18 protein-coding genes and 1 pseudogene are annotated in these 20,909 nt (G+C 73.9%); 10 read left to right on the top strand and 9 right to left on the bottom strand.

The window, feature by feature from the left end; all coding sequences use genetic code 11:
- Positions 1-100: 100 nt before the first annotated feature.
- Positions 101-1,450 (bottom strand): PucR family transcriptional regulator, encoded by a 1,350-nt coding sequence (locus tag QF032_RS36395; protein WP_307059423.1) that lies wholly within the window; start codon positions 1,448-1,450, stop codon positions 101-103.
- Positions 1,451-1,751: 301 nt separating this feature from the next.
- Between QF032_RS36395 and QF032_RS36390 the strand changes: the two genes are divergently transcribed.
- The 3 genes from QF032_RS36390 to QF032_RS36380 all read left to right on the top strand — a co-directional run bounded on the left by QF032_RS36390 (position 1,752) and on the right by QF032_RS36380 (position 4,467).
- On the top strand, positions 1,752-3,107 hold the full coding sequence (locus QF032_RS36390; protein WP_307048616.1) for a diaminopimelate decarboxylase: 1,356 nt from the start codon (positions 1,752-1,754) through the stop codon (positions 3,105-3,107).
- 71 nt (positions 3,108-3,178) lie between these two features.
- A complete protein-coding gene (locus QF032_RS36385) occupies positions 3,179-3,457 on the top strand; it encodes a hypothetical protein (RefSeq protein WP_307048614.1) in 279 nt (92 codons plus the stop codon).
- A gap of 119 nt (positions 3,458-3,576) precedes the next feature.
- Positions 3,577-4,467 (top strand): Gfo/Idh/MocA family protein, encoded by an 891-nt coding sequence (locus tag QF032_RS36380; protein ID WP_307059421.1) that lies wholly within the window; start codon positions 3,577-3,579, stop codon positions 4,465-4,467.
- An 80-nt stretch (positions 4,468-4,547) separates the two neighbouring features.
- On the opposite strand, the gene QF032_RS36375 is transcribed toward QF032_RS36380, so the two are convergent.
- A complete protein-coding gene (locus QF032_RS36375) occupies positions 4,548-5,435 on the bottom strand; it encodes a GNAT family N-acetyltransferase (RefSeq protein ID WP_307059419.1) in 888 nt (295 codons plus the stop codon).
- A 234-nt stretch (positions 5,436-5,669) separates the two neighbouring features.
- Here QF032_RS36375 and QF032_RS36370 point away from each other — a divergent pair, with 234 nt between their 5' ends.
- Entirely contained in the window at positions 5,670-6,773 is a 1,104-nt protein-coding gene (locus QF032_RS36370; RefSeq protein WP_307059417.1) for a PP2C family protein-serine/threonine phosphatase, read from the top strand.
- Here the strand turns inward: QF032_RS36370 and QF032_RS40770 are convergent.
- Together QF032_RS40770 and QF032_RS40765 are read right to left on the bottom strand one after the other, a co-directional pair.
- A complete protein-coding gene (locus tag QF032_RS40770) occupies positions 6,730-7,707 on the bottom strand; it encodes an MMPL family transporter (protein ID WP_373430512.1) in 978 nt (325 codons plus the stop codon). The genes QF032_RS36370 and QF032_RS40770 overlap by 44 nt on opposite strands.
- A 141-nt stretch (positions 7,708-7,848) precedes the next feature.
- A pseudogene (locus QF032_RS40765) lies at positions 7,849-8,976 on the bottom strand (MMPL family transporter); the annotation flags it as partial.
- A 178-nt stretch (positions 8,977-9,154) separates the two neighbouring features.
- On the opposite strand from QF032_RS40765, the gene QF032_RS36360 reads away from it, so the two are divergent.
- Both QF032_RS36360 and sthA read left to right on the top strand, forming a co-directional pair.
- A complete protein-coding gene (locus QF032_RS36360) occupies positions 9,155-9,361 on the top strand; it encodes a hypothetical protein (protein WP_057581840.1) in 207 nt (68 codons plus the stop codon).
- 77 nt (positions 9,362-9,438) lie between these two features.
- Entirely contained in the window at positions 9,439-10,842 is a 1,404-nt protein-coding gene (gene sthA / locus QF032_RS36355; RefSeq protein WP_306946200.1) for a Si-specific NAD(P)(+) transhydrogenase, read from the top strand.
- A 34-nt stretch (positions 10,843-10,876) separates the two neighbouring features.
- On the opposite strand, the gene QF032_RS36350 is transcribed toward sthA, so the two are convergent.
- Complete coding sequence (locus QF032_RS36350) at positions 10,877-11,338, bottom strand: DUF5709 domain-containing protein (RefSeq protein ID WP_307059416.1); 462 nt, start codon at positions 11,336-11,338, stop codon at positions 10,877-10,879.
- A gap of 343 nt (positions 11,339-11,681) precedes the next feature.
- Between QF032_RS36350 and QF032_RS36345 the strand changes: the two genes are divergently transcribed.
- The gene (locus QF032_RS36345) at positions 11,682-13,154 is read left to right on the top strand and encodes an APC family permease (RefSeq protein WP_307059414.1); all 1,473 of its coding nucleotides are present in this window, start codon (positions 11,682-11,684) and stop codon (positions 13,152-13,154) included.
- An 11-nt stretch (positions 13,155-13,165) separates the two neighbouring features.
- Positions 13,166-14,125, top strand: coding sequence for a hypothetical protein (locus tag QF032_RS36340; RefSeq protein ID WP_307059412.1), 960 nt, complete (start codon positions 13,166-13,168; stop codon positions 14,123-14,125).
- 13 nt (positions 14,126-14,138) lie between these two features.
- Here QF032_RS36340 and QF032_RS36335 read toward each other — a convergent pair whose 3' ends face one another.
- The 3 genes from QF032_RS36335 to QF032_RS36325 all read right to left on the bottom strand — a co-directional run bounded on the left by QF032_RS36335 (position 14,139) and on the right by QF032_RS36325 (position 17,800).
- Positions 14,139-16,481, bottom strand: a complete 2,343-nt coding sequence (locus QF032_RS36335; protein ID WP_307059410.1) for a glycoside hydrolase family 65 protein — start codon at positions 16,479-16,481, stop codon at positions 14,139-14,141.
- Complete coding sequence (locus QF032_RS36330; protein WP_307048592.1) at positions 16,478-17,230, bottom strand: HAD family hydrolase; 753 nt, start codon at positions 17,228-17,230, stop codon at positions 16,478-16,480. Before QF032_RS36330 ends, QF032_RS36335 begins: the two co-directional genes overlap by 4 nt.
- Positions 17,231-17,404: 174 nt before the next feature.
- Positions 17,405-17,800 (bottom strand): YybH family protein, encoded by a 396-nt coding sequence (locus tag QF032_RS36325; protein WP_307048590.1) that lies wholly within the window; start codon positions 17,798-17,800, stop codon positions 17,405-17,407.
- A 55-nt stretch (positions 17,801-17,855) separates the two neighbouring features.
- Here QF032_RS36325 and QF032_RS36320 point away from each other — a divergent pair, with 55 nt between their 5' ends.
- Complete coding sequence (locus QF032_RS36320; RefSeq protein ID WP_307059408.1) at positions 17,856-18,509, top strand: nucleoside/nucleotide kinase family protein; 654 nt, start codon at positions 17,856-17,858, stop codon at positions 18,507-18,509.
- Positions 18,499-19,095 (top strand): hypothetical protein, encoded by a 597-nt coding sequence (locus QF032_RS36315; RefSeq protein WP_307048586.1) that lies wholly within the window; start codon positions 18,499-18,501, stop codon positions 19,093-19,095. Before QF032_RS36320 ends, QF032_RS36315 begins: the two co-directional genes overlap by 11 nt.
- Before the next feature lie 93 nt (positions 19,096-19,188).
- Here the strand turns inward: QF032_RS36315 and QF032_RS36310 are convergent, their stop codons facing one another.
- Positions 19,189-20,907 (bottom strand): hypothetical protein, encoded by a 1,719-nt coding sequence (locus QF032_RS36310; RefSeq protein WP_307048584.1) that lies wholly within the window; start codon positions 20,905-20,907, stop codon positions 19,189-19,191.
- Positions 20,908-20,909 lie beyond the last annotated feature (2 nt).

Below are 20,909 nucleotides of genomic sequence, written 5' to 3'. Positions count from 1 at the left end.
CAGCCGCGGCGGCGGGGTCGCTGCGCGCAACCAACGGGGGGCGGGGCGGCTTGTGCGGCTGCCCAGGCGCGGGCCGGTCCGCGCCGGGCCGGCGGCCGGGTCAGCGGGGGTAGAGACCCCGCGCCGTCAGGGCGAGGCTGACCTCCATCAGGTCGGCCGGCCGGGCCAGCGACCGGCCCGTCAGCTGCTCGTAGCGGCGCAGACGGTTGAGGACGGTGTTGCGGTGGCAGTACAGCCGCTCCCCCGCCCGCTGGGCGGAGCCGTCGCAGGCCAGCCAGGCGGCGAGGGTGTCGAGCAGGACGGCCTCGTCGGCGGGCTCCAGGTTCCCCAGTGGGCCGAGGGCCCGCTCGACCAGCGCCGCTCCCAGGTCGGGGGCGGAGACCACGAGCGCGGCCGGGAGGTGCTCGGTCAGCCGGATGGCGCCGCCGGTCCGGGGGCACAGGCCCAGCGCGACGTCCGCGAGCCGGCGGGCGTCCCCGACGGCGGCCAGGCCCGTCACGGCCGTGCTGACGCCCGTCCGTGCGCTGCCGGCGGCCGGCGCGGCTCCGGACGACCCGCTTCCGGTTCCGGTTCCGGGTTTGGGTTTGGCGTTCGGCGGCCGCTCGTGGCCGGGCCGGCCGACCGCCCCGGCGTCGGCGTCCTCGCCCAGCAGGACGATGCCGTAGTCCACCTCCACGCCGGTGTGCCAGTACACGCGGGCGCCCCGCGCGAGGGCGGCGCGCGCCCCGGCCCCGTCGGCGGGGCAGCCGGCGGTCACCGCCACCACGGCGTACCGGCCGTCCTCGGGAAGGTCCAGCGCCTGCGCGGTCTCCGGCAGGTCGGCGATGCGGCTGGCCCCGTCCAGAAGGGCGCCGGCCAGCATCCGCAGACGGTTCTCGCGCCGCCAGGCGAGCTGCCGTTCGACCTGTCGGTAGGCGTCCGCGACGAGGGTGCAGTGCTCGTCGACGAAGTTCCACACGTCGGTCGCGACGTGCACGAGCAGCCGCACGTCCTCGGGAGCGGTCCGGGCGGTCTCGTCGATGAGGCCCTGCCACACCAGGGACCCGCCCAGCCGGAACGCGTGCAGCAGGGCGTCCAGCGGGAGGCCCTGCTCCGCGCGGGTCGCGCCGATCCGCCACGAGCACCGGCGGGCCGCGTCCCGGCTGCCGCGCGGGTCCAGCAGCGAGGACACGCTGTGCCGCAGCGACCGGTGCACCTCCTGCCAGGTCGCGGTGGGGTCGCACGTCACCGCCGCGCGGTAGGCGGGCTCCTGCTCCTGCAGTACGGCGACCAGCCGGTCGGTGAGTGCGGCCAGGTCCTCCAGCAGCACCCGGGCGGCCCGGTGCAGGACCCGCAGGGCGTCGGCGTCGATCAGTGACCGCACGGGTTGCGGACGCGGCCGGTGCCCGCGGGCCGCCGGGGCGTCCTCCGCGGGACGGAACACGGTCCGTGACCGTAGGGCGTGATGCATCGCGGTCCTCCCCCGGGGCCGCTGCCCCGCCGTCCGACTCGTCCTGCCCCGAAGGATGGCATACCGTCCGGTCGGTCCCTAGGGGTGTGCAGTCTTCTTTTCGGCCCGCTCGGCCGTCCCGGTGACCGTCCGGGCCGGCCGAGCGGGCCGGTTCGGAGCGCACACGCCCTGCGCGGGGAAGACCGTCCACAGGTGGTAGCAGGGAGGGCGGGGAGGATCACCCCGCCCTCCCTGCTAGCCGGCCCCGCCCGGCCCCCGCCCGACCTCGTCCAGTTCGCCCCGCCCGAAGGAGACCGCAGACGTGCCGAGGCCCACCGAGAACCAGCAGACCGACGTCACCTCCGTCGCGCGCACCGTCCGCCGGGCCGTCGCGGACGGACTGATCGGCGAGGGCCGGCCCGTCGCCGGCTTCGTGGACGTGCGGGGTGTGCGCAGCAGCGTCGCCGCGCTGCGCGAGGCGTTCGCCCGCACGCCGGACGTCCTGCACACCTTCGCCGCCAAGGCCTGCCCGCTGGTGCCGGTGCTGCGCCTGCTCGCCGACGCGGGCATGGGCTGCGAGGTGGCCAGTCCCGGCGAGCTGCGGCTCGCGCTGGACGCGGGGTTCGCCCCGGCGCGCATCGTGCTGGACTCGCCCGCCAAGACCCGCGGGGAGATCCGCGAGGCCCTCTCCCTGGGCGTCGCGCTCAACGCGGACAACCTCGACGAACTCGACCGGATCGACGCCCTGCGCCCCGCCGACTGCCCGTCCGTGCTCGGCCTGCGGGTCAATCCGCAGGTCGGCGGCGGGTCCATCGGCGCGATGAGCACGGCGACCGCGACCTCGAAGTTCGGCGTGGCGCTGCGCGACCCGGGGGCCCGGGCCCGGGTCGTCGAGGCGTTCGCGCGGCGGCCGTGGCTGACCCGGCTGCACGCGCACGTGGGCTCGCAGGGCTGCCCGCTGCCGTTGATCGCGGAAGGTCTCGCCGCCACCCATCGGCTCGCCGAGGACATCGCCGACCGGGTCGGCCGCAGCCAGGTGACCAGTGTCGACCTGGGCGGCGGGCTGCCGGTGAACTTCGCCGACGACACGGTCACGCCCACCTACGCCGACTACGTCGCCGCGCTCACCGCCGCGGAGCCTGCGCTGCTGGACGGCCGCTACCAGGTGGTCACCGAGTTCGGCCGGTCCCTGATCGCCAAGAACGGGTTCACCGCGGCCCTCGTCGAGTACGTCAAGGACGCCGGCGGGCGCCGGGTCGCGCTCACCCACGCGGGCGGTCAGGTCGCCACCCGGACCGTCCTCATGCCGGACGCCTGGCCGCTGCGGATCTCCGCGTTCGGCCCGGACGGCCTGCCCAAACGGACCCCGCTCGTGCGGCAGGACGTCGCCGGGCCGCTCTGCTTCGCGGGCGACGTGGTGGCGCACGACCGGCCGCTGCCCGCGCTCGCCGAGGGGGACGTGGTGGTGCTCCACGACACCGGCGGCTACTACTTCTCGGCGCACTGGGCGTACAACAGCCTGCCGCGGCCCGCTGTGTACGGCGCTCTGCTAGACGAGGGCGGGGTCGCCTTCGCCGTGATCCGTCCGGCGCAGTCGGTGCGGGAGATCTCCGCGGAGAGCGGCCTGGCGCAGGCCGACGCCCTGCTGACGGGTTTCGACGCGCCGTTTCGCCACTGACGGCGTCCCGGCAGGCATCAGCGGCCCGAATCGGAGCACTCGCCAGGTTGTCGCCTGCCGAGGAGGGAACCGTGCTCTGGGTCGCCGTACTGCTCCTGCCGCTGCTGTCCGTCCTGCTGGCGGTGATGGACCGGGTCGAGACCCGCCTGCTCGCCCCGGCACCCGCCCACCGGCGTCACGCCTCGCCCCGACGTCGGCTGCGCCTGATCCGCGGCGGCGCGTCCGACGCCCCGGCACCCGCCGCCCCATCGCCCGAGGTCCCGGTCTCCGGGGTCCCGTCATCCGTGGTCCCGGTGTCCGACGCCGCCGCGGCCGAGCGCGTCCGGCCGTCGGAGGCCCGGGCCGCCTGATCTCGCAGCGCAAGCCGGGGGGTGACCCGGGGGGCGGGGTGTGCGAGGCTCACGTCGGCATGCGCGGCGAACGGGTCGTCCGTGTCACCGGCGGTTTCCTCGCAGGGAGAGTCAGCGGTATGCGCATCGGTCTGCTCGGCACCGGCCCCTGGGCGCGGATGGTGCACGCCCCCGTCCTCGCCGCCCACGACGAACTCGACCTCGTCGGCGTCTGGGGCCGGCGCGCCGAGGCCGCGAAGGAACTGGCCGACCGGCACGGCACCCGGCCCTACGACGACGTCGACGCCCTGCTGGCGGACGTGGACGCGGTGGCCGTCGCCCTGCCGCCGGACGTCCAGGCGCAGCTCGCCGTGCGGGCCGCCGGAGCCGGTTGTCATCTGTTGCTGGACAAGCCCGTCGCCACGACGGTGGCGGGAGCGCGGGCCGTGGTGCGGGCGGCCGAGCGGGCGGGGGTCGCCTCGGTGGTCTTCTTCACCACCCGGTTCGTGCCGGAGGCCGACGCCTGGATCGCCGAGCAGGCGGGCGGCGGGGGCTGGTTCACCGCTCACGCCGAATGGCTCGGGGACGTCTTCCACGCGGAGGGCGACAGCCCGTTCGGCACGCCCTGGCGCGGGGAGAAGGGCGCGCTGTGGGACGTCGGCCCGCACGCGCTGTCGGTGCTGCTGCCGGTCCTCGGCGACGTCCGGCGGGTGTCTGCCGCGGCCCACGGCCCCGGCGACACCGTCCATGTGGTCCTGGCCCACGCGGACGGCGTCTCCAGCACCCTGACGCTGAGCCTGACGGCGCCGCCCGCGGCGGCCGGCGCGGGTGTCGAACTCCGCGGCGCCGCGGGGGTGAGGCGGCTCCCCCAGGGCGACGCGGACGCCGGCCGCGCCTTCGCCCGGGCCGCGGACGCCCTGCTCGGCGCGGCCCGCGACGCGCGCCCCCACCCTTGCGACGCCGCCTTCGGCCTGCGCGTCACCGAGATCCTCGCGGACGCCGAGACCCTGCTGGCGGGCGCGGCACGCTGACTCACGTCCCCGCGAACGGTTCGTCGGACCAACGGAACCACGCCTCGCCCCCGCTGACGTGCGGCAGCGACAGCCGGCCGTCAGTCGAGCCGGAAGTTGACGCGTTCGCGGACGACCGGATAGCCGGCCTTCGCGAAGTGCGCCGCCATCGGGTGGTTGGTCCGGTCGGTGGCCGCGGCGATGAACTCCGCGCCCCGTTCGGCGAGGTGGTGCGTGCATTCGGCGAGCAGGTCGTAGGCGTAGCCGTGCCCCCGGTGTTCCGGCAGCACGCCGACGAAGCCGACGCACGGGCCGGACGGGTTGTGGGCCGGGACGTGGATGCCGGCCAGCGCGCCGTCAGCGGTGCGGGCGGTCTGCCACCACTCGCGGGGGGACGGGCACCAGCGGAAGAAGTCGATCTCCTCCTGGGCGGCCCGGTCGAGCCCGCCCTCGGCGACGGCCTTCAGCGCGTGGGCGTCGAGGGTGTCGGAGTGGATGCGGCGCAGGGCGTCGAAGAAGACCGCGTCGTCGGGCTCGGGTGCGAAGCGCAGTCGTCCGGGCCGCTCGGGCAGCCCGCACCGCGGCGTCCAGCGGTACACGAAGCGTTCCACCAGCGGGGTGTGGCCGGCCGCGCGGGCCGCCGCGTACCGGGCCTCGACGGCGGCCCGCACGACGGGGTCCGCTCGCCAGTCGCCGGGCATGACCAGCTCCAGGCCGACCCGCCAGGGCGCGGTGCGCAGGAGTTCCGCGCCCGCCGCCTCCTCGCCGTCGGCGAAGTCGAACCACTCGACCGTCAGCGGCTCGCTGTCGTCGGGTCCGCCCCACCAGGCGGCGCGGGCGACGACCCGCCCGTCGCGCAGGGCGACCCGCTTCCAGTGCGGCCGGTACGTGGCATGGCGGAACGCCTCGGCGGCGCGCAGCGGGTCGGGCAGGGTGTCGAAGAGATGGACGTCGCTCTCGTCGAGAGCGCGGATGACCAGATCGGTCACGGATTCCTCCGGGTCGCGTACGGCAGGGGGTGCGCTCCCGGGGGCGTCGGACGGACGTCAGACGCGGCACGCCGGGGTCACGGGGCGGGAGCGCGGATCAGGTGTGGACCGCATGGCGCTCGCCTCCTTCCGTGGGTGTCCGGGCGTGCTCCCACAGGTTAGGAGGCCTCCCTGGACGGCGTCCACCGGATTTCCCGGCGTGCGCCGGCCGGGCCCGGGAGGGAGCGTGGGGGTGTGGGAGAACAGGACGGGGACCGGCGGGGCTGGCTGCGGGGCGCGCCACCGCCTCGGTGGGTGCGGGCGCTGCCGCTGCTGCTGGTGGCGGGCGTCTGCGTGGCCACCCTGGTCAGTCCCAGCCCGCTGGACATCGGCTTCCTGCTGGGCGCGATCCCGCCGCTGGCGGTCCTGTCCTACGGTCCCGCGGTGACCGCGGTGCTCGGCGCGGCCGTGATCGTCATGCTGGACGTGCCCGCGTTCCAGCTCGACCGGCCGGGGCAGACCGATGTGCTGACGGTGTTCTCCGTCGCGGCCCTGAGCGTGTTCGTGGCGTTCGTGCGCCGCCGCCGGGACGTCCAGCTGGACACCGAGCGCACCATCGCGGAGGCGGCTCAGCGCGCCGTGGCGCCGCCGGTGCCCGAACGGGTCGGGCCGGTGCGGTGCGCCGGTCTGTACCGGGCGGCGCAGCGCGGGACGCTGGTCGGCGGGGACTTCTTCGACGTGCGCGAGAGCGCTCACGGGGTGCGGGCGGTGCTGGGGGACGTTCAGGGGCACGGGCTGGCGGCGGTGGCGACGGTGTCCTCGCTCCTCGGGGCGTTCCGGGAGGCGGTGCTCGACCAGCCGGACCTGGAGTCGGTGGCGGCCCGTCTGGACCGCAGGCTGGTGGTGGACTCGGCGCGGGTCGCGCACGCCGAACTGTTCGCGACGGCCGTGCTGGTGGAGTTCACCCCGGACGCGGACGCCGTGCGCGTCGTCGCCTGCGGGCATCCGCCGCCCCTGCTGCTGCGCGACGGCGCGGTCACCGAGGTGGACGTCGTGCCGTGGACGCCGCTGGGGCTTGGCCTGCCGGGGGGCGCCCCGGTCACCGCCCGCGTCCTGCCGCTGCGCCCGGGCGACCGGCTCTTCCTCGCCTCCGACGGCATCTCGGAGGCCAGGGACGCGACCGGGGTGTTCTACCCGCTCCTGGACCGGCTGCCCGCGCTGGCGGCCGGCGCCGACCCGGCGACCACGGCCGGCCGGGTCTGGACGGACGTGTCGCGCCACTGCCCCGACGTCCGCGACGACGTCCGCGACGACGTCACGATGCTGGTCCTCGCCCCGACGCCGGCGGCGGCCCGCTGAGGGTATCCGCCTCGCCCTCGGCGTCGATGTGCGGCAGGATCCGGTCCAGCCACCGCGGCGTCCACCAGGCGTGCGACCCCAGCAGGGTCATCACCGCGGGCACCATGAGCAGCCGCACGACGGTCGCGTCGATCAGCACGCTGACGGCGAGTCCGAGGCCCAGCATCTTGACGACGATGTTGTCGCTGATGATGAACGCCGCGAACACGCTCACCATGATCAGGGCCGCGCAGGTGATGACGCGGGCGGTGATCTCCAGAGCGTGGGCGACGGAGTCCTTCGCGTTCCCGGTACGCAGCCACGCCTCGTGCACCCGGGACAGCAGGAAGATCTCGTAGTCCATGCTGAGGCCGAAGATGATCGCGAACATCATCATCGGCACATAGCTCTCGATGGGCACGTCCCCGTTGACGCCCAGCGCGGGTCCGCCCCAGCCCCACTGGAAGACGGCGACGACCACGCCGTAGGAGGCCGTGATGGACAGGACGTTGAGGACGGCGGCCTTGACTGCGACGAGCAGGCCGCGGAAGACGGCGAGGATGATCAGGAAGGCGAGGCCGACGACCACGCAGATGATCAGCGGGAGCCGGCTGGCGACGATGTCGCGGAAGTCGACCTGGGCGGCCGTGGTGCCGGTGACATAGCCCTTGGCGTCGTAGCCGGAGACCGCGTCGGGCAGGGTGGTGTCCTTGAGCCGGTTGGTCAGGCCGGTGGTGACGGCGTCCTGCGGCGCCTGGGTCGAGTAGACGGTGCCGATCAGGACGTCGCCGTCCTGGGTGGGCGTCAACGGGGTGACGGTGGCCGCGTCCGGTACGGCGTTCAGCGTCTTCTGCGCCTGGGACTGCAGGTCGGAGCGCTTGTCGGAGGGGACGGACGTCTGGTCGACGACGATCGTCAAGGGGCCGTTGGAGCCGGGCCCGAAGGCGTCGGTCATCAGGTCGTAGGCGCGCCGGTCGGTGAAGGAGGTCGGGTCGGCGCCGTCGCCGATGTGGCCCAGCTGGATGGAGAAGACGGGGATGGCGAGGATCGCGATGGCGGCGACCCCTCCCCCGAGGTACTGCCAGGGCCTGCGCTCGACGCGTTTGGCGTACCGGTGCCAGGTGCCGTGCGGGGTGGCGCCGGGTTCGGCGTCGGTCTCGGCGACGGGTCTGCGCACATGCCAGCGGTCGATGTGGCGGCCGATGAGCCCGAGCATGGCGGGCACGAGCGTGAGGGCCCCGATCACGGCGGAGACGACGGTGACGGCGGCGGCGACGCCGAGTTTGCCGATGAAGGACACCCCGGACGCGTACAGTCCGGCCAGCGCGATGATCACGGTGGTGCCGGAGACGAGGACGGCGCGGCCGCTGGTGGCGGCGGCGTGTCCGGCGGCCTCGGCGGGATCGGCGCCGTCGATCAGGCTCTGCCGGTGCCGGGTGATCAGGAACAGCGCGTAGTCGATGCCCACGCCCAGCCCGATCATGGTGGCGAGGGTCGGGGAGACGGTGGCGAAGGTGAACGCGGCGGCCAGCAGTCCGAGGACGGCGAGTCCGCCCACCACGGCGATCAGCGCGGTGATCAGGGGCAGTCCGGCGGCGAGGACGCTGCCGAAGCCGATGAGCAGGACCACGACGGCCACCGCGAAGCCGATCGCCTCGCTGATGAAGTCGTTGGCCTTGGGACGGGCCAGTTCGCCGAGCGAGCCGCCGTACTCCACGTCGGCGCCGGCGGCCCGCAGCGGCTGCACGGCCTGGTCCACGCCGTTCAGGTAGGCGTCGCCGAGGGTGTTGGGCTGCTGGTCGAAGCGGATGGTGATGTATCCCGTCTTCCCGTCTCCCGACACCGGGCCGACCTTGGTGGGGCTCTGCGAGAGGGGGTTCTGCACGGACAGGACGTGGGGCAGCTTCTGCAGGTCGCCGACCGCGGTGGACATCTGCGAGCTCAGCGCGCTCAGGGCCTGCCCGTCGTCGTGCAGGACGATCTGCGCGCTGTATCCGCCGGCCTGCGGATCGTGCTCCTGGAGGACGTCGAGGCCCTTCTGGGACTGCGTGTCCGAGAGCGCGAAGTCGTCCTCGAAGGTGCCGCCGACGGCTCGGTCGATCACCTGGAGGGCGACCAGGGCCACCAGCCAGGCGATGATCACGACGAGGAAGTGACGGGCGCACCAGGCGCCGAGTCTGCGCAGTGCCCCCCGTTGGGGTTTCCCGGCAGTGGTGGGTTCCATGAGCTGGGCCTTCCATGCCGTGCGGTGTCACCGCACAGTGGTTGGGTCGCCCCGACACGGCTCATTAGACCTCCGCGCGATCATCGCGGCATCTCGGGCGGGGATGATCGGGATTGCGGGGCGCGGCCACAGGATGAATGGTGTTAGTACATTCCTTCGGACGCGAGGAGCAGACACCATGCCGACGTCACAGCCCGGCGCCGCCCGGCCCTCGCCGGACCGCACCACCCCGGACAGCCTGCTCCACACCCGCACCGGCACCGAGGTCTCGCCGGAGGACATGGTCCTCGCCACCGGTCGCGACCTCACCCCGCGCAACCTCGCGTGGGCCCGGCGCAAGCTCGACGAGGAGGGCCCCGGCGCGATCGAGAAGGTGCTCCCCTAGAACCCCCGCCGAAACCTCCGCCGCACCTCTTCCGCCGCCCTTTCCCTGGGCGCCCCCGCACTGCCAGACTGCGGAGGATGCCCGACTTCGACATGCTCGTCCTCGGATCCGGTCCCGGCGGTCAGAAGGCCGCCATCGCCGCGGCCAAACTGGGCCGCCGGGTCGCCGTCGTCGACCGCCCCGACATGGTCGGCGGGGTCTCCCTCCACACCGGCACCATTCCCTCCAAGACCCTGCGCGAGGCGGTGCTCTATCTCACCGGCCTCACCCAGCGCGATCTGTACGGTCAGAGCTACCGGCTGAAGGAGAACATCACCGTCGCCGACCTCACCGCCCGCACCCAGCACGTGGTGGGGCGTGAGACCGACGTCATCCGCAGCCAGTTGTCCCGCAACCACGTCGCCCTCTTCGCCGGCACCGGCCGCTTCGTGGACGACCACACGATCGCCCTGCGGGAGGTCACCGGCCAGGAGCGGCTGATCAGCGCCGAGCACATCGTGATCGCCACCGGCACCCGGCCGGCCCGGCCGGACACCGTCGAGTTCGACGGCCGGACCATCCTCGACTCCGACAACGTCCTGACGATCGAGCGGGTGCCGCAGTCCATGGTCATCGTCGGCGCCGGCGTGATCGGCATGGAGTACGCCAGCATGTTCGCCGCGCTCGGCAGCAAGGTGACGGTGGTGGAGAAGCGGGCCGGGATGCTCGACATGTGCGACGTCGAGGTCGTCGAGTCGCTCAAGTACCACCTGCGGGACCTCGCGGTGGCCTTCCGGTTCGGCGAGACCGTGGCCGCCGTGGAGAGGCACCAACGGGGCGCGCTGACCGTCCTCGAGAGCGGCAAGAAGATACCGGCGGACGCGGTGATGTACTCGGCGGGCCGGCAGGGGCTCACCGACGAACTCGACCTGGACAAGGCCGGGTTGGCGGCGGACCGACGCGGGCGGATCGAGGTCGACGAGCACTACCGCACGCCGGCCGGGCACATCTACGCCGTCGGTGACGTCATCGGCTTCCCGGCCCTCGCCGCCACGGCGATGGAGCAGGGCCGGGCGGCCGCGTACCACGCCTGCGGCGAGCCCGTCGGACGGATGCACCACCTGCAGCCCATCGGCATCTACACCATCCCGGAGATCAGCTTCGTCGGGCGCACGGAGGACCAGCTCACCGAGGAACGCGTGCCGTTCGAGGTGGGCGTCGCCCGCTACCGCGAACTGGCCCGCGGCCAGATCATCGGCGACGCGCACGGCGTCCTCAAGCTGCTGGTCTCCCCCGAGGACCGCACGCTGCTCGGCGTGCACTGCTTCGGCTCCGGGGCCACCGAGCTGATCCACATAGGGCAGACGGTGATGGGCTGCGGCGGTACCGTCGACTACCTGGTCGACGCGGTGTTCAACTACCCGACGCTGGCGGAGTCGTACAAGGTCGCCGCCCTCGACGCCACCAACCGGCTGCGGCAGTTGGAGCGGATGGACGACTGACCGGACCGCGCCCCCCGCTCCCCCGCGTGCCGGTCTACTCCTCGACGATGTGGACGGCGGCCTCCTCGGCGGCCGCCGCCCCGCCGTCGATGCCCACGTCCTCGGCGATCTCCTCCTTGACGGCGTCCGGGTGGGCGCCCTCGTCGGGGGCCACGAGCCGGCCCGCGCGCCGGTCGCCGGCCTCGGGGTCGACCGGCTCGCCCTCGCCGTCGGGCAGGTCGCCGACGCCGTCCCCGGCCGGCGCGGACACGTCCGGGACCTCCTGGGCGAGACGCTGGTCGAGGCTCTCGCCGTCGTGCTGCTCGGCCGCGGTGGTGCCGTACCTGGTGACGCCGAGCGGTTTCTCCGGCGGGGAGTAACCCTCGTCCAGCGCGTCGTCGTAGGTGCGTTCGTCGACGGCGTCCTGAAGGTCGAGCGGGGCCCCGCCCTCCTGCTCCTCGTCGGATCCGGTGGGCTGGTAGACGTCGTCGCCCCTCGCCTCGGACTCCGTACCCATGGGGTGCCTCCTCACTGGGCGGACTGCTGTTCTCCCCGTCCGCGTTTCCCGTGCGGCCCGGTCCAATCGCGACACATGCCACCTGCACGAGCGGCCCCGAACATTACCCAGCCGTCAATCTTGAAACCTCAAGAGTTGCGGCTATAGTCACTCGCACACTCGGTGTAACCGTCCGCCGACGCAGTGCTGAAGTCAGTGTCCTTGCGCGCCCCTCCCCGCCGACGTTCCCGAGGCCATCCCTCTTCGCGCGGCGGCGCTCCACGCAGCTCCACGTCCCACCCTCACCCCCATTCACCGCCGGACCCTTCCCCCTCCGGCGTGCACGACGAAAGCAGCGCCAACCATGAGCAACAGCACCGGCAGAGGGCTCCAGGCGAATGTGCTGAGCACCTTCGACACGGTGGTGATGGCGGTCGCGGGCAGTGCTCCCGCCTACTCCATCGCCGCCACCACGGCGGTCCTGGCGGGCGCCGTGGGCCTGGCCGGCCCGGCGGCCCTGCTGTACTGCGCGATACCCATGCTGGGCATCGCGCTGGCGTTCAGCCGGCTCAGCCGGATCGACGTCAACGCGGGCGCCAGTTACTCCTGGGTGGGGCGCACACTCCACCCCTTCCTCGGCTTCATCAGCGGCTGGGCGCTGGTGATCTCGGCGACCATCTTCATGGTGGCGGGGTCGCTGCCGGCCGGGTCGATGACGCTCGCCCTGTTCGACGAGGACCTCGCCGCGAACACCGCGCTGTCGACCGTGGTGGGTGCCGCCTGGTTCCTGGTGATGCTGGCGGTGGTGCTGGGCGGGGCCCGGCTCACCGTGCGCGCACAGCTGATCATGTCGGGGGTCGAGCTGACGATCCTGGCGCTGTTCGCGGTGCTCTGCCTGTTCCACACGGACAACGCCCTGCCGTTCGACTGGTCCTGGTTCGGCTTCGGTCACTTCGACGGGGTCTCCGGCTTCGCCGCGGGCGCGCTGGTCGCCGCGTTCTACTACTGGGGCTGGGACGTCACCAGCAACCTCAGCGAGGAGACCCGCAACAGCCGCCGCACGACCGGCCTGGCGGGACTGATCGGCGTGGGCGTCGTCTTCCTCCTCTTCGAGGTCTTCACCGTCGCCGTGAACATCGTCCTCAGCTCGCAGCAGATCGACGACAACGGCGCGAACGTGCTGGCCGCGCTGGGGGAAGCGGTGTGGCCGGGCTGGGGCGGCAAACTGCTGATCGTGGCCGTGATGCTGTCCACGGTCGCCACGCTGGAGACGACCCTCATCCAGGTGACGCGCTCGCTGTTCGCGATGGGCCGCGACCGCACGATGCCGTCGGCGCTGGGCCGGGTGCACCGCACCTGGAACACGCCCTGGGTGGCGATCGTGGTGGTGGGCGGGGTGGCGCTGGTGCTGTTCGTCGCCTCCAACGCGCTGGGCTCGGTGGGCGACATCCTCGCCGACGCGATCTCGGCGATCGGTCTGCAGATCGCCGTCTACTACGGCCTCGCGGGTCTGGCGGCCGTCGTCGCGTACCGCAAGACCCTGCTGAGCTCGCCGTCGGACTTCGTCCTCGGCGGGCTGTGGCCGCTCTTCGGTTCCGTGTTCATGTTCTGGGTGTTCGTGGAGTCGCTCGGCGAACTGGCCCCCACCGCCATCGCCATCGGCATCGGCGGGCTCGCCGTGGGGCTCGTGCCGATGCTCTGGTACTGGCGGCAGGGCAGTGAGTACTACCGGCCCGCCCGGCTGGACGCCACACGGACCGTCGAGGCCGACTATGTGCCCGACGGACGCCCGGACGAGCGATCGGTCGTCCACGAGGGCCTCTCCACCGACTTCTGAGAAGGAACGTGATGGCGCGGGACCGCTTCGCTCCCGATTTCGACCCCGACTGCGGGGACGCACCCCTTTCCTCCGTCAAGCACGACATCGTCATCGGGCGCTGGCAGGGTGTGCGGGAACTGCTGCGGTCGACCGGGCCCGACTGGCTCGCCCGCGGCCACCGGATGCGGATGCTCGCGCAGGCCTGCGCGAGCAGTTCCACGGTGGAGACCTGGCTGGCCGCCGAGCCGCACAGCGCCGACGCACTGGTGCTGCGCGCGGCCACGGAGACGGCCCGGGCGTTCAACCTGGCCATCTCCGCGGGCCGGGGCGCGCCGATCGACCAGACCCGGGTCGACGCCGCGGTCCTCGCGTGTCTGGCCGCGACCGAGGCCTATCTGGACGACCCGACGCCGTGGACCTCGCTGATCTCGGTCGCCCGCCTCTACCCGGCCGGCGTGCGACGGCAGGAACTGGCGCGCTGGTGGGACGAGTTGCACCAGCGCGACCCCTACAGCATGGAAGGGCACCTCCAGGTCCTGCACTACTACTCCGCCCGCTGGCACGGCTCGCACGGGCTGATGTACGACTTCGCCCGGGACGCGGCCGGGGTGGCTCCGCCGGGCTGCCCGCTGCCGGTGCTGGTGCAGTACGCGCGCGTGGAGGAGTTCCGCCACGCCCTCGACACCGCGCACGGGCGTGCCACCTCGGTGGCCCTCGCCCAGCACTGGAACAACGACGGCGCGGTCAGCGACGTCCGCCGCACCTGGGAACGCTGGTTCGCCGGCCGCCGGGAGGGCGCCTTCGCCCCGGGCGAGCTGCGCGACGTCAACCACCTGGCGCACGCGGCGTGCGCGGCGCGGGTCGGCGACGTGGCGGCCCCGCTCCTGGCCGGCCTCGGCCGCCGGGCGACGCGCACCCCGTGGTCCTGCACGGGCGACCCGGCCCAGCAGATCGTCAAATACCGCAGGGACCACGGGGTGCGCGACTGAGGGTGGTGCCCGGTCAGCGGACGTTGGGGCCCCGGTGCGTCGGCTGGCTGGGCGCCGGACGGGCCGGGACCGGCGGCGCGGGGCGCACGACGGGACCGTCCCCGTTCACATGGACGGGCTCCCCGTGGTGGCGGATCGTCAGCGGCGCCCCGGACAACAGGGTGTACGCGGTCTTCTCGGGGCCGATCTCCACCCGCAGGCAGCGGCCGAGCACCTGCACGCTGAAGGCGAGGCGGCTGAACCGCTCCGGCAGCCGGGGCGCGAACCGCAGGCTGTCCGCGTCCCTGCGCAGCCCCCCGAACCCGGCGACCAGGGCCGTCCAGGTGCCGGCCAGGGACGCGATGTGCAGCCCGTCCCGGGTGTTGTGCTCGAGGTCGGCCAGGTCCATCAGCGCGGCCTCGGCCGTGTACTCGTAGGCCAGCCGCAGATGTCCGGCCTGGGCGGCGATGACCGCCTGGCAGCAGGCGGACAGCGAGGAGTCGCGGACGGTCAGCGGCTCGTAGTAGGCGAAGTTGCGGGCGAGCTGCTCGTCGTCGAAGTGGCTGTCGCAGGTGTACATCGCCAGGACGAGGTCGGCCTGCTTGACCACCTGCTTGCGGTAGAGGTCGAAGTAGGGGAAGTGCAGGAGCAGGGGGTACTGGTCGGGGCGGGTGCCGTCGAAGTCCCAGTGCTGGTAGCGGGTGAAGCCGGCGTGCTGTTCGTGGACGCCGAGCTCGTGGTTGTAGGGCACGGACATCGCCTCGGCGGCGTCCCGCCAGGCGGCGCTCTCCTCGTCGTCGACGCCCAGCCGGGCGGCCTCCTGCGGGTGGCGCTCGACGGCTTCGGCGGCGGCGAGGAGGTTCGCCCGGGCCATCAGGTTGGTGTACACGTTGTCGTCGGCGACCGCGCTGTACTCGTCGGGGCCGGTGACCCCGTCGATGTGGAAGTGGCCGTGCGCGTCGTGGTGGCCGAGCGCACGCCACAGCCGGGCCGTCTCGGTCAGCAGCTCGACGCCCGTGGACCGTTCGAAGTCGCGGTCGCCGGTGGCCGCCACGTACCGCACCACGGCGTCGGCTATGTCGGCGTTGACGTGGAAGGCCGCCGTCCCGGCCGGCCAGTAGGCCGAGCCCTCGGACCCCTCGATGGTCCGCCAGGGGAAGGCCGCGCCGCGCAGCCCGAGCTGGGCCGCGCGCTCCCGGGCCGCGGGGAGGGTGTTCTGCCGCCAGCGCAGGGCCTCGGCGACCGCCACGGGCGCGGTGTAGGTGAGCAGGGGCAGCACGAACGTCTCGGTGTCCCAGAAGGCGTGGCCGTCGTAGCCGGAGCCGGTCAGCCCCTTGGCGGGGATGGCGCGCTGCTCGGCGCGGGCGCCGGCCTGCAGGACGTGGAAGAGGGCGAAGCGGACGGCCTGCTGGATCTCCTCGTCGCCGTCCACCTCGACGTCCGCGCGGGTCCAGAAGTCGTCCAGGTAGGCGCGCTGTTCGTCGAGGAGGCCCTTCCAGCCGCTGTGCCCGGCCGCGGCGAGGGCGGCCTCCACCTGATCGCTCATCGCGGGCCGGGAGCGGACCCCGGACCAGCCGTGGGCGACGAGCTTCTCCACCCGCAGCCGCTGGCCGGGCTCCAGCACGGAGGTGACGGTCAGCCGGGCCACGTCGACGTTGCTCTCGCTGCTGAGGGTGGTCCGCTCGGGGCCGCTCACCTCGTGGTCGGCGGCCACGGCGACGCGCAGCCCGCTGCGCTTCGTGCGGTGCACCAGCCGCAGCCGGCGGCCCACCGCGACGTCCTCCTCGGGTTCCAGCGGCGACTTCAGGGCGCGGGCCGCGCGCGGGTCGCCGTCGGGGTCGGGCAGGCTCTCGTTGGCCACCAGCTCGGACTGGATCACCACCCGGGAGCGGCTGCCGACGGCCTCCACCTCGTAGGCGACGGCGGCGACGGCCCGCTGGGCGAGCGACACCAGCCGGGTCGAGCGCACCCGGACCGTGGAGCCGGCCGGCGAGGTCCACTCACAGGTGCGCTCCAGCACGCCGCGCCGCAGGTCGAGCACGCGCTCGTGCGCGACGAGCCGGCCGTAGCGCAGGTCGAAGGGCTCGTCGTCGACCAGGAGTCGCAGAACCTTGCCGTTGGTGACGTTGATGACCGTCTGCCCGGACTCGGGGTAGCCGTAGCCCGCCTCGGCGTAGGGCAGGGGGTGCAGCTCGTGCACGCCGTTGAGGTAGGAGCCGGGCAGGCCGTGCGGCTCGCCCTCGTCGAGGTTGCCGCGCCAGCCGACGTGTCCGTTGGAGAGGGCGAACACGGACTCGCTCTGGGCCAGGACGTCCAGGTCGAGCCGCGTCTCGCGCACGCACCACGGCTCGACGGTGTAGGACCGGTCGGTGATCACGCGTCCCCTCCCTGCCCGATGAGGTCGTCCAGATCCTTGACGACGACGTCGGCGCCGTGCGCGTACAGCGCGTCGGTCTGTCCGACCCGGTCAACGCCGACGACGTGCCCGAAGTTCCCGGCGCGGCCCGCGTCCATGCCGGCCAGCGCGTCCTCGAAGACGGCCGCGCGGGCGGGTTCGACGCCCAGGTCGCGGGCGGCGGCCAGAAAGGTGTCGGGGCGCGGCTTGCCGGGCAGGCCCCGCTCGGCCGCCACGACGCCGTCGACCCGGACGTCGAAGAGGTGCTCGGCGTGGATGGAGCGCAGCACGTCGCGGGTGTTGGCGCTGGAGGAGACGATCGCCGTGCGCAGGCCACGCGCGCGTGCCGCCTCGACGTAGCGCAGGGTGCCGTCGTACGGCTCGACGCCGTCGGTGCGGATCCGCTCGAGGAGCAGCTCGTTCTTGCGGTTGCCGAGTCCGTGGACGGTCTGCGCGTCGGGCGGGTCGGCGGGGTCGCCCTCGGGCAGTTCGATGCCGCGGGAGGCGAGGAAGGTGCGGACGCCGTCGGCGCGGGGCCGGCCGTCGACGTACTCGTCGTAGTCACCGGCGGAGTCGAAGGGCCGGTAGTCCGCGCCCTCGCGCGCGCGCAGGAACGCGTCGAAGGTCTCCTTCCAGGCGGCCGCGTGCACCACCGCTGTCCGGGTGACGACCCCGTCGAGGTCGAAGAGGCAGGCCTGGATGTCGTCGGGAAGACCGAGCGTCGTCGTCATACAGCCCCGGTTCCCCCACAACGCCCCTCCCAACGGTGTGGCGCGCGCCACACATGCTTCCGTGACCGCCGGCCGGCCGTCGTCGTCGGCCGGACGCGGCCGCGTCCCTTGTCGTGCGCCTGTCGTGGCCCTCGTCGCGCCGGGCGTCGTGCCGGGCGTCGTGGCGCTCGTCGGTCAGTCGTGGGGGAAGGAGTGGTGCTCGTGCGCGATCAGCCAGCGGCCGTGCTCCTTGCGCAGTCCGAAGGTGAGCCGCAGCCGCAGGCCGGGGAAGTCCGCGAGTTCCTCGGGCGTGCCGCAGCGCAGCAGTGCGTGGGCGTAGGCGACGTCGTGACCGGCGGTGACGTCGAGGGTGTCGATGTCGAAGCGGGCGCCCTGGGCCTGCCAGGCGAAGAACGGCGGCCAGGCGGCCCGGTAGGCGGCAAGGCCCCGGATGCCCTCGTGCGGCGCGGGCACGTCGTACATCACCAGGTCCTCGGCGTGGTGGTCGACGACCGTCTCGAGGTCGCCCCGGTGGACGGCGTCGGCCCAGCGGGTGATCAGGGTGCGGATCTGCGTCTCGTCGTCGGACACGGGCGTCCTCCTCTCCTTGCGGGTCTCCTGCCAGGAGACTGCGACACTCTGCTGTGTGCTCACTTTCGACGATCTGGTCCGGCGGGCCCGCTCCCTCGCCGGGGACGGCGGCCGGCGCACCCTGCTCGGCATCGCCGGCAGCCCCGGCGCGGGCAAGACGACCCTCGCCGAGCGCCTGGTGCGGGAGCTGAACGGCGCCGGGGAGCCGTGGGCCGCGCAGGTCCCGATGGACGGCTTCCATCTCGCCGACGTCGAGCTGGACCGCCTCGGCCGGCGGGACCGCAAGGGCGCGCCGGACACCTTCGACGCGGCCGGTTACGCCGCTCTGCTGCGCCGGCTGCGGGAGGAGACGGACGGCGGGGACGTCGTGTACGCGCCGGGGTTCGAGCGGGTGCTGGAGCAGCCGATCGCGGGGTCCGTGCCCGTCCCGCCGCAGGTGCGGCTGGTCGTCACCGAGGGGAACTACCTGCTCCTCGGCACGGGGGCGTGGGCCCGGGTGCGGGCCGCGCTGGACGAGGTGTGGTTCTGCGAGACGGACGAGGACGAACGCGTCCGCCGGCTGGTCGCCCGGCACGAGGAGTTCGGCAAGGGGCACGAGGAGGCGGTGGCCTGGGTGGGCCGGAGCGACCGGCTCAACGCCGAACTGGTGGCGGCGACGCGGGACCGGGCCGACCTGGTGGTGCGGGTGGGAGGGCCGGATGGGGCTTGACCTCACCGTGCTGGCGCTGGACTGGGGTCGGCTGGAGCGCACGCCCTTGGCCGGGCTGCCGGGGCTGCTCCACGAGGCGGCGTGCCCCGAGGACCCGGACCCGGCCGCGGCGCCCGAGGCCGGCTGGGTGTTCCCCGCCTCACCGAAGGTGCCCTGGTGCGGCCGCTACGAGTTCTCCAGCACCACCGGGTCCTACGCGCCGCACTTCTGGGCGGGCGAGGGCTGGGACGCCGCCCGCGGGTTCGCCGACCCGGCGCTGCGGGACGCTCTCGACGGCTTCCTCCTCCCCCTGGTCCGGGAGGAGAGCGACCTGCCGGGGGCCGGCCTCCTCCCCTCGGATCGCACTCCGTGGGGCATGCGCCTGCTCCTCGTCGGCCCGCCCGCCCGGGTGGCCGGGCTCGCCGCTCACTGGGCCCGCGCACAGCCCCTGCTGGAGGGGCTGCGCACGGAGTACGACCGGCACGCGGCACGCCCCGGCGGCTCGATCGCGGACTTCGACGCGTTCACGGTGCTGCTGCGCGAGTGGGCGGTGGTGGTCGACGAGGCGACGCGGCGCGGCTGGGGACTGCTCGGGCTGCCTGTCTGACGGCCGGCCTCAGCCGCCCGCCGCACGCGGCGTCGGCCCGTCGGGGGCCGTCGTCCGGGCCGCCGGTCGGAGGACGGCGGGGCGGGCGTCCCGTCACACGGCCGGCGCGGGGCGGCCGGCGCGCAGTGCGACGGTCAGGGTGTGCGGGCCGAGTCCACCGAGGTAGACGCGGTTCCCGGTCGTCGCGTCGGTGCCGCCCACCACGGTGTGGTCCTGGCCGGGGTCGTACCGCAGTACGTCGCTCCGGTCCGGGCCGGCGAGCGGCTCGCCCGCCTCGACGACGGCCTCGATCCGGATCTCGTCGTCACCGACCCGGTAGGTCATCGGCTCCGTGGTCAGGCACCGGCGTCCGTCACCGATCGGTTCGCCGCCCCGCGTCACGCCGCCCGGCCGGAAGGTCAGTTCGAGCGCCCAGGGCACCCGCGGTCCGCTGATGTCGATGCGCAGGTCGGCGCCGTCCTCCCGCAGGTCCACGTCGACCCGGGTCGTGTGCGAGACCTCGTCCCGGGGCCGGTCCGCGAAGGACATGGCGGCCGAGAAGCGGCCCTCGTCCGCCATCCGGTAGGCGCCGTCGTCGCGCCGCCGGTCCTTCGGGAGCGGCTGGTAGTAGGCGGCCGTGAGGGTTTCGGTGAGCCGGTAGCGGTTGGCGGCGAGCTGCTGCATGTCGGCGGCGCGGAACGGGCCCAGGTCGAAGAACCCCCGCGAGAGGCGGACCGCGTCGAGGACGGCGTCGCCGGCGAACAGGCGCAGGAAGGTGGGGTTGCAGGCGAGGCCCGAGCGGATGCGCCGGTGTTCCGGCACGTCGGAGCCCCCGTACAGCACCGTGTGCGCGGTGGCCGAGGCGCGTGTGGCGAGGCGCGCGGTGGTGACGTACCGGTCGCGGGGCAGTGTCTCCGGGTCCGGTGCGGGCAGTGCGCGGCACAGGTCCGGGGTGAGGAGGGTCTCGGCGAGCAGGTCGGGGTCGTCGATGCCGCCGGCGGCCGCCAGCCGCGCCGCGCGGGCGAAGTCGCCCCGGCCGGTGCGGACCGCGAGCAGCCGGTAGTGGGGCAGGTAGGGCGCCAGCGGGAACGGGTGGTTCTGGTCCTGCCGTCGCGAGAGGACGGTCTCCACCGTGCCGTCCGGCCTGATGAGGTCCAGGGTGGCGGTGAGATTGCGTTCGACGGCGTCCAGCAGGTCGGCGCGGCCGAGGACGCCGGCGAGCAGCAGCAGCGACGGGTTGGACACATGGGCCGCGTAGTTGGCGCTCCGTTCGGAGTACAGGCCCTCCGCGTCGATGTCGACGCCCTCGTCGAGCCATTCCCCGACGCGGTCGAGCAGTCGGCCGTCGGGGAACGAGCGGTGCAGCCGGGCCAGCGCCGCGCACAGTTCCCAGCGGTGGTTCGGGGTGTGGATGCCGCCGGTCAGGAGACTGCCGGAGGCGGCGCCGGCGATCTCGGCGAGCCCGGCCGTGATCTCGCCCAGTTCGGGCCCCGCGCCGGCGGCGAGGACGTGCGCGTCGCAGACGTCGTTGACGGTGAACGCGGAGTCCGGCGGTGACTGCACGTTGTCGCCGCCCGCGAAGAGGCCGGTGGACGTCTGCGCGGCCCGCAGGGCGCGCAGGTGGGTCGCCGCGGCTGCGACGGCCCGGCCGCTGCCGTGCAGGGCCGAGTCCGCGCAACGGTACGCCGCGATCAGGGTCTTCACCCGGCGTGCCAGCGCGCGGTGGGGCATGCCGGCGGGTTCCTCGTCGGGACGGGCCGCCGCCGGGGCGGCCTCCCGGTCGGCGGCGCGGGCCACCGCGCGGACGAACTCGTGGTCGAGCGGGGTGGGCACGG

The organism is Streptomyces achromogenes (assembly GCF_030816715.1).
Taxonomy (GTDB): domain Bacteria; phylum Actinomycetota; class Actinomycetes; order Streptomycetales; family Streptomycetaceae; genus Streptomyces; species Streptomyces achromogenes_A.
This window is presented reverse-complemented; position numbering and strand designations above follow the sequence as displayed.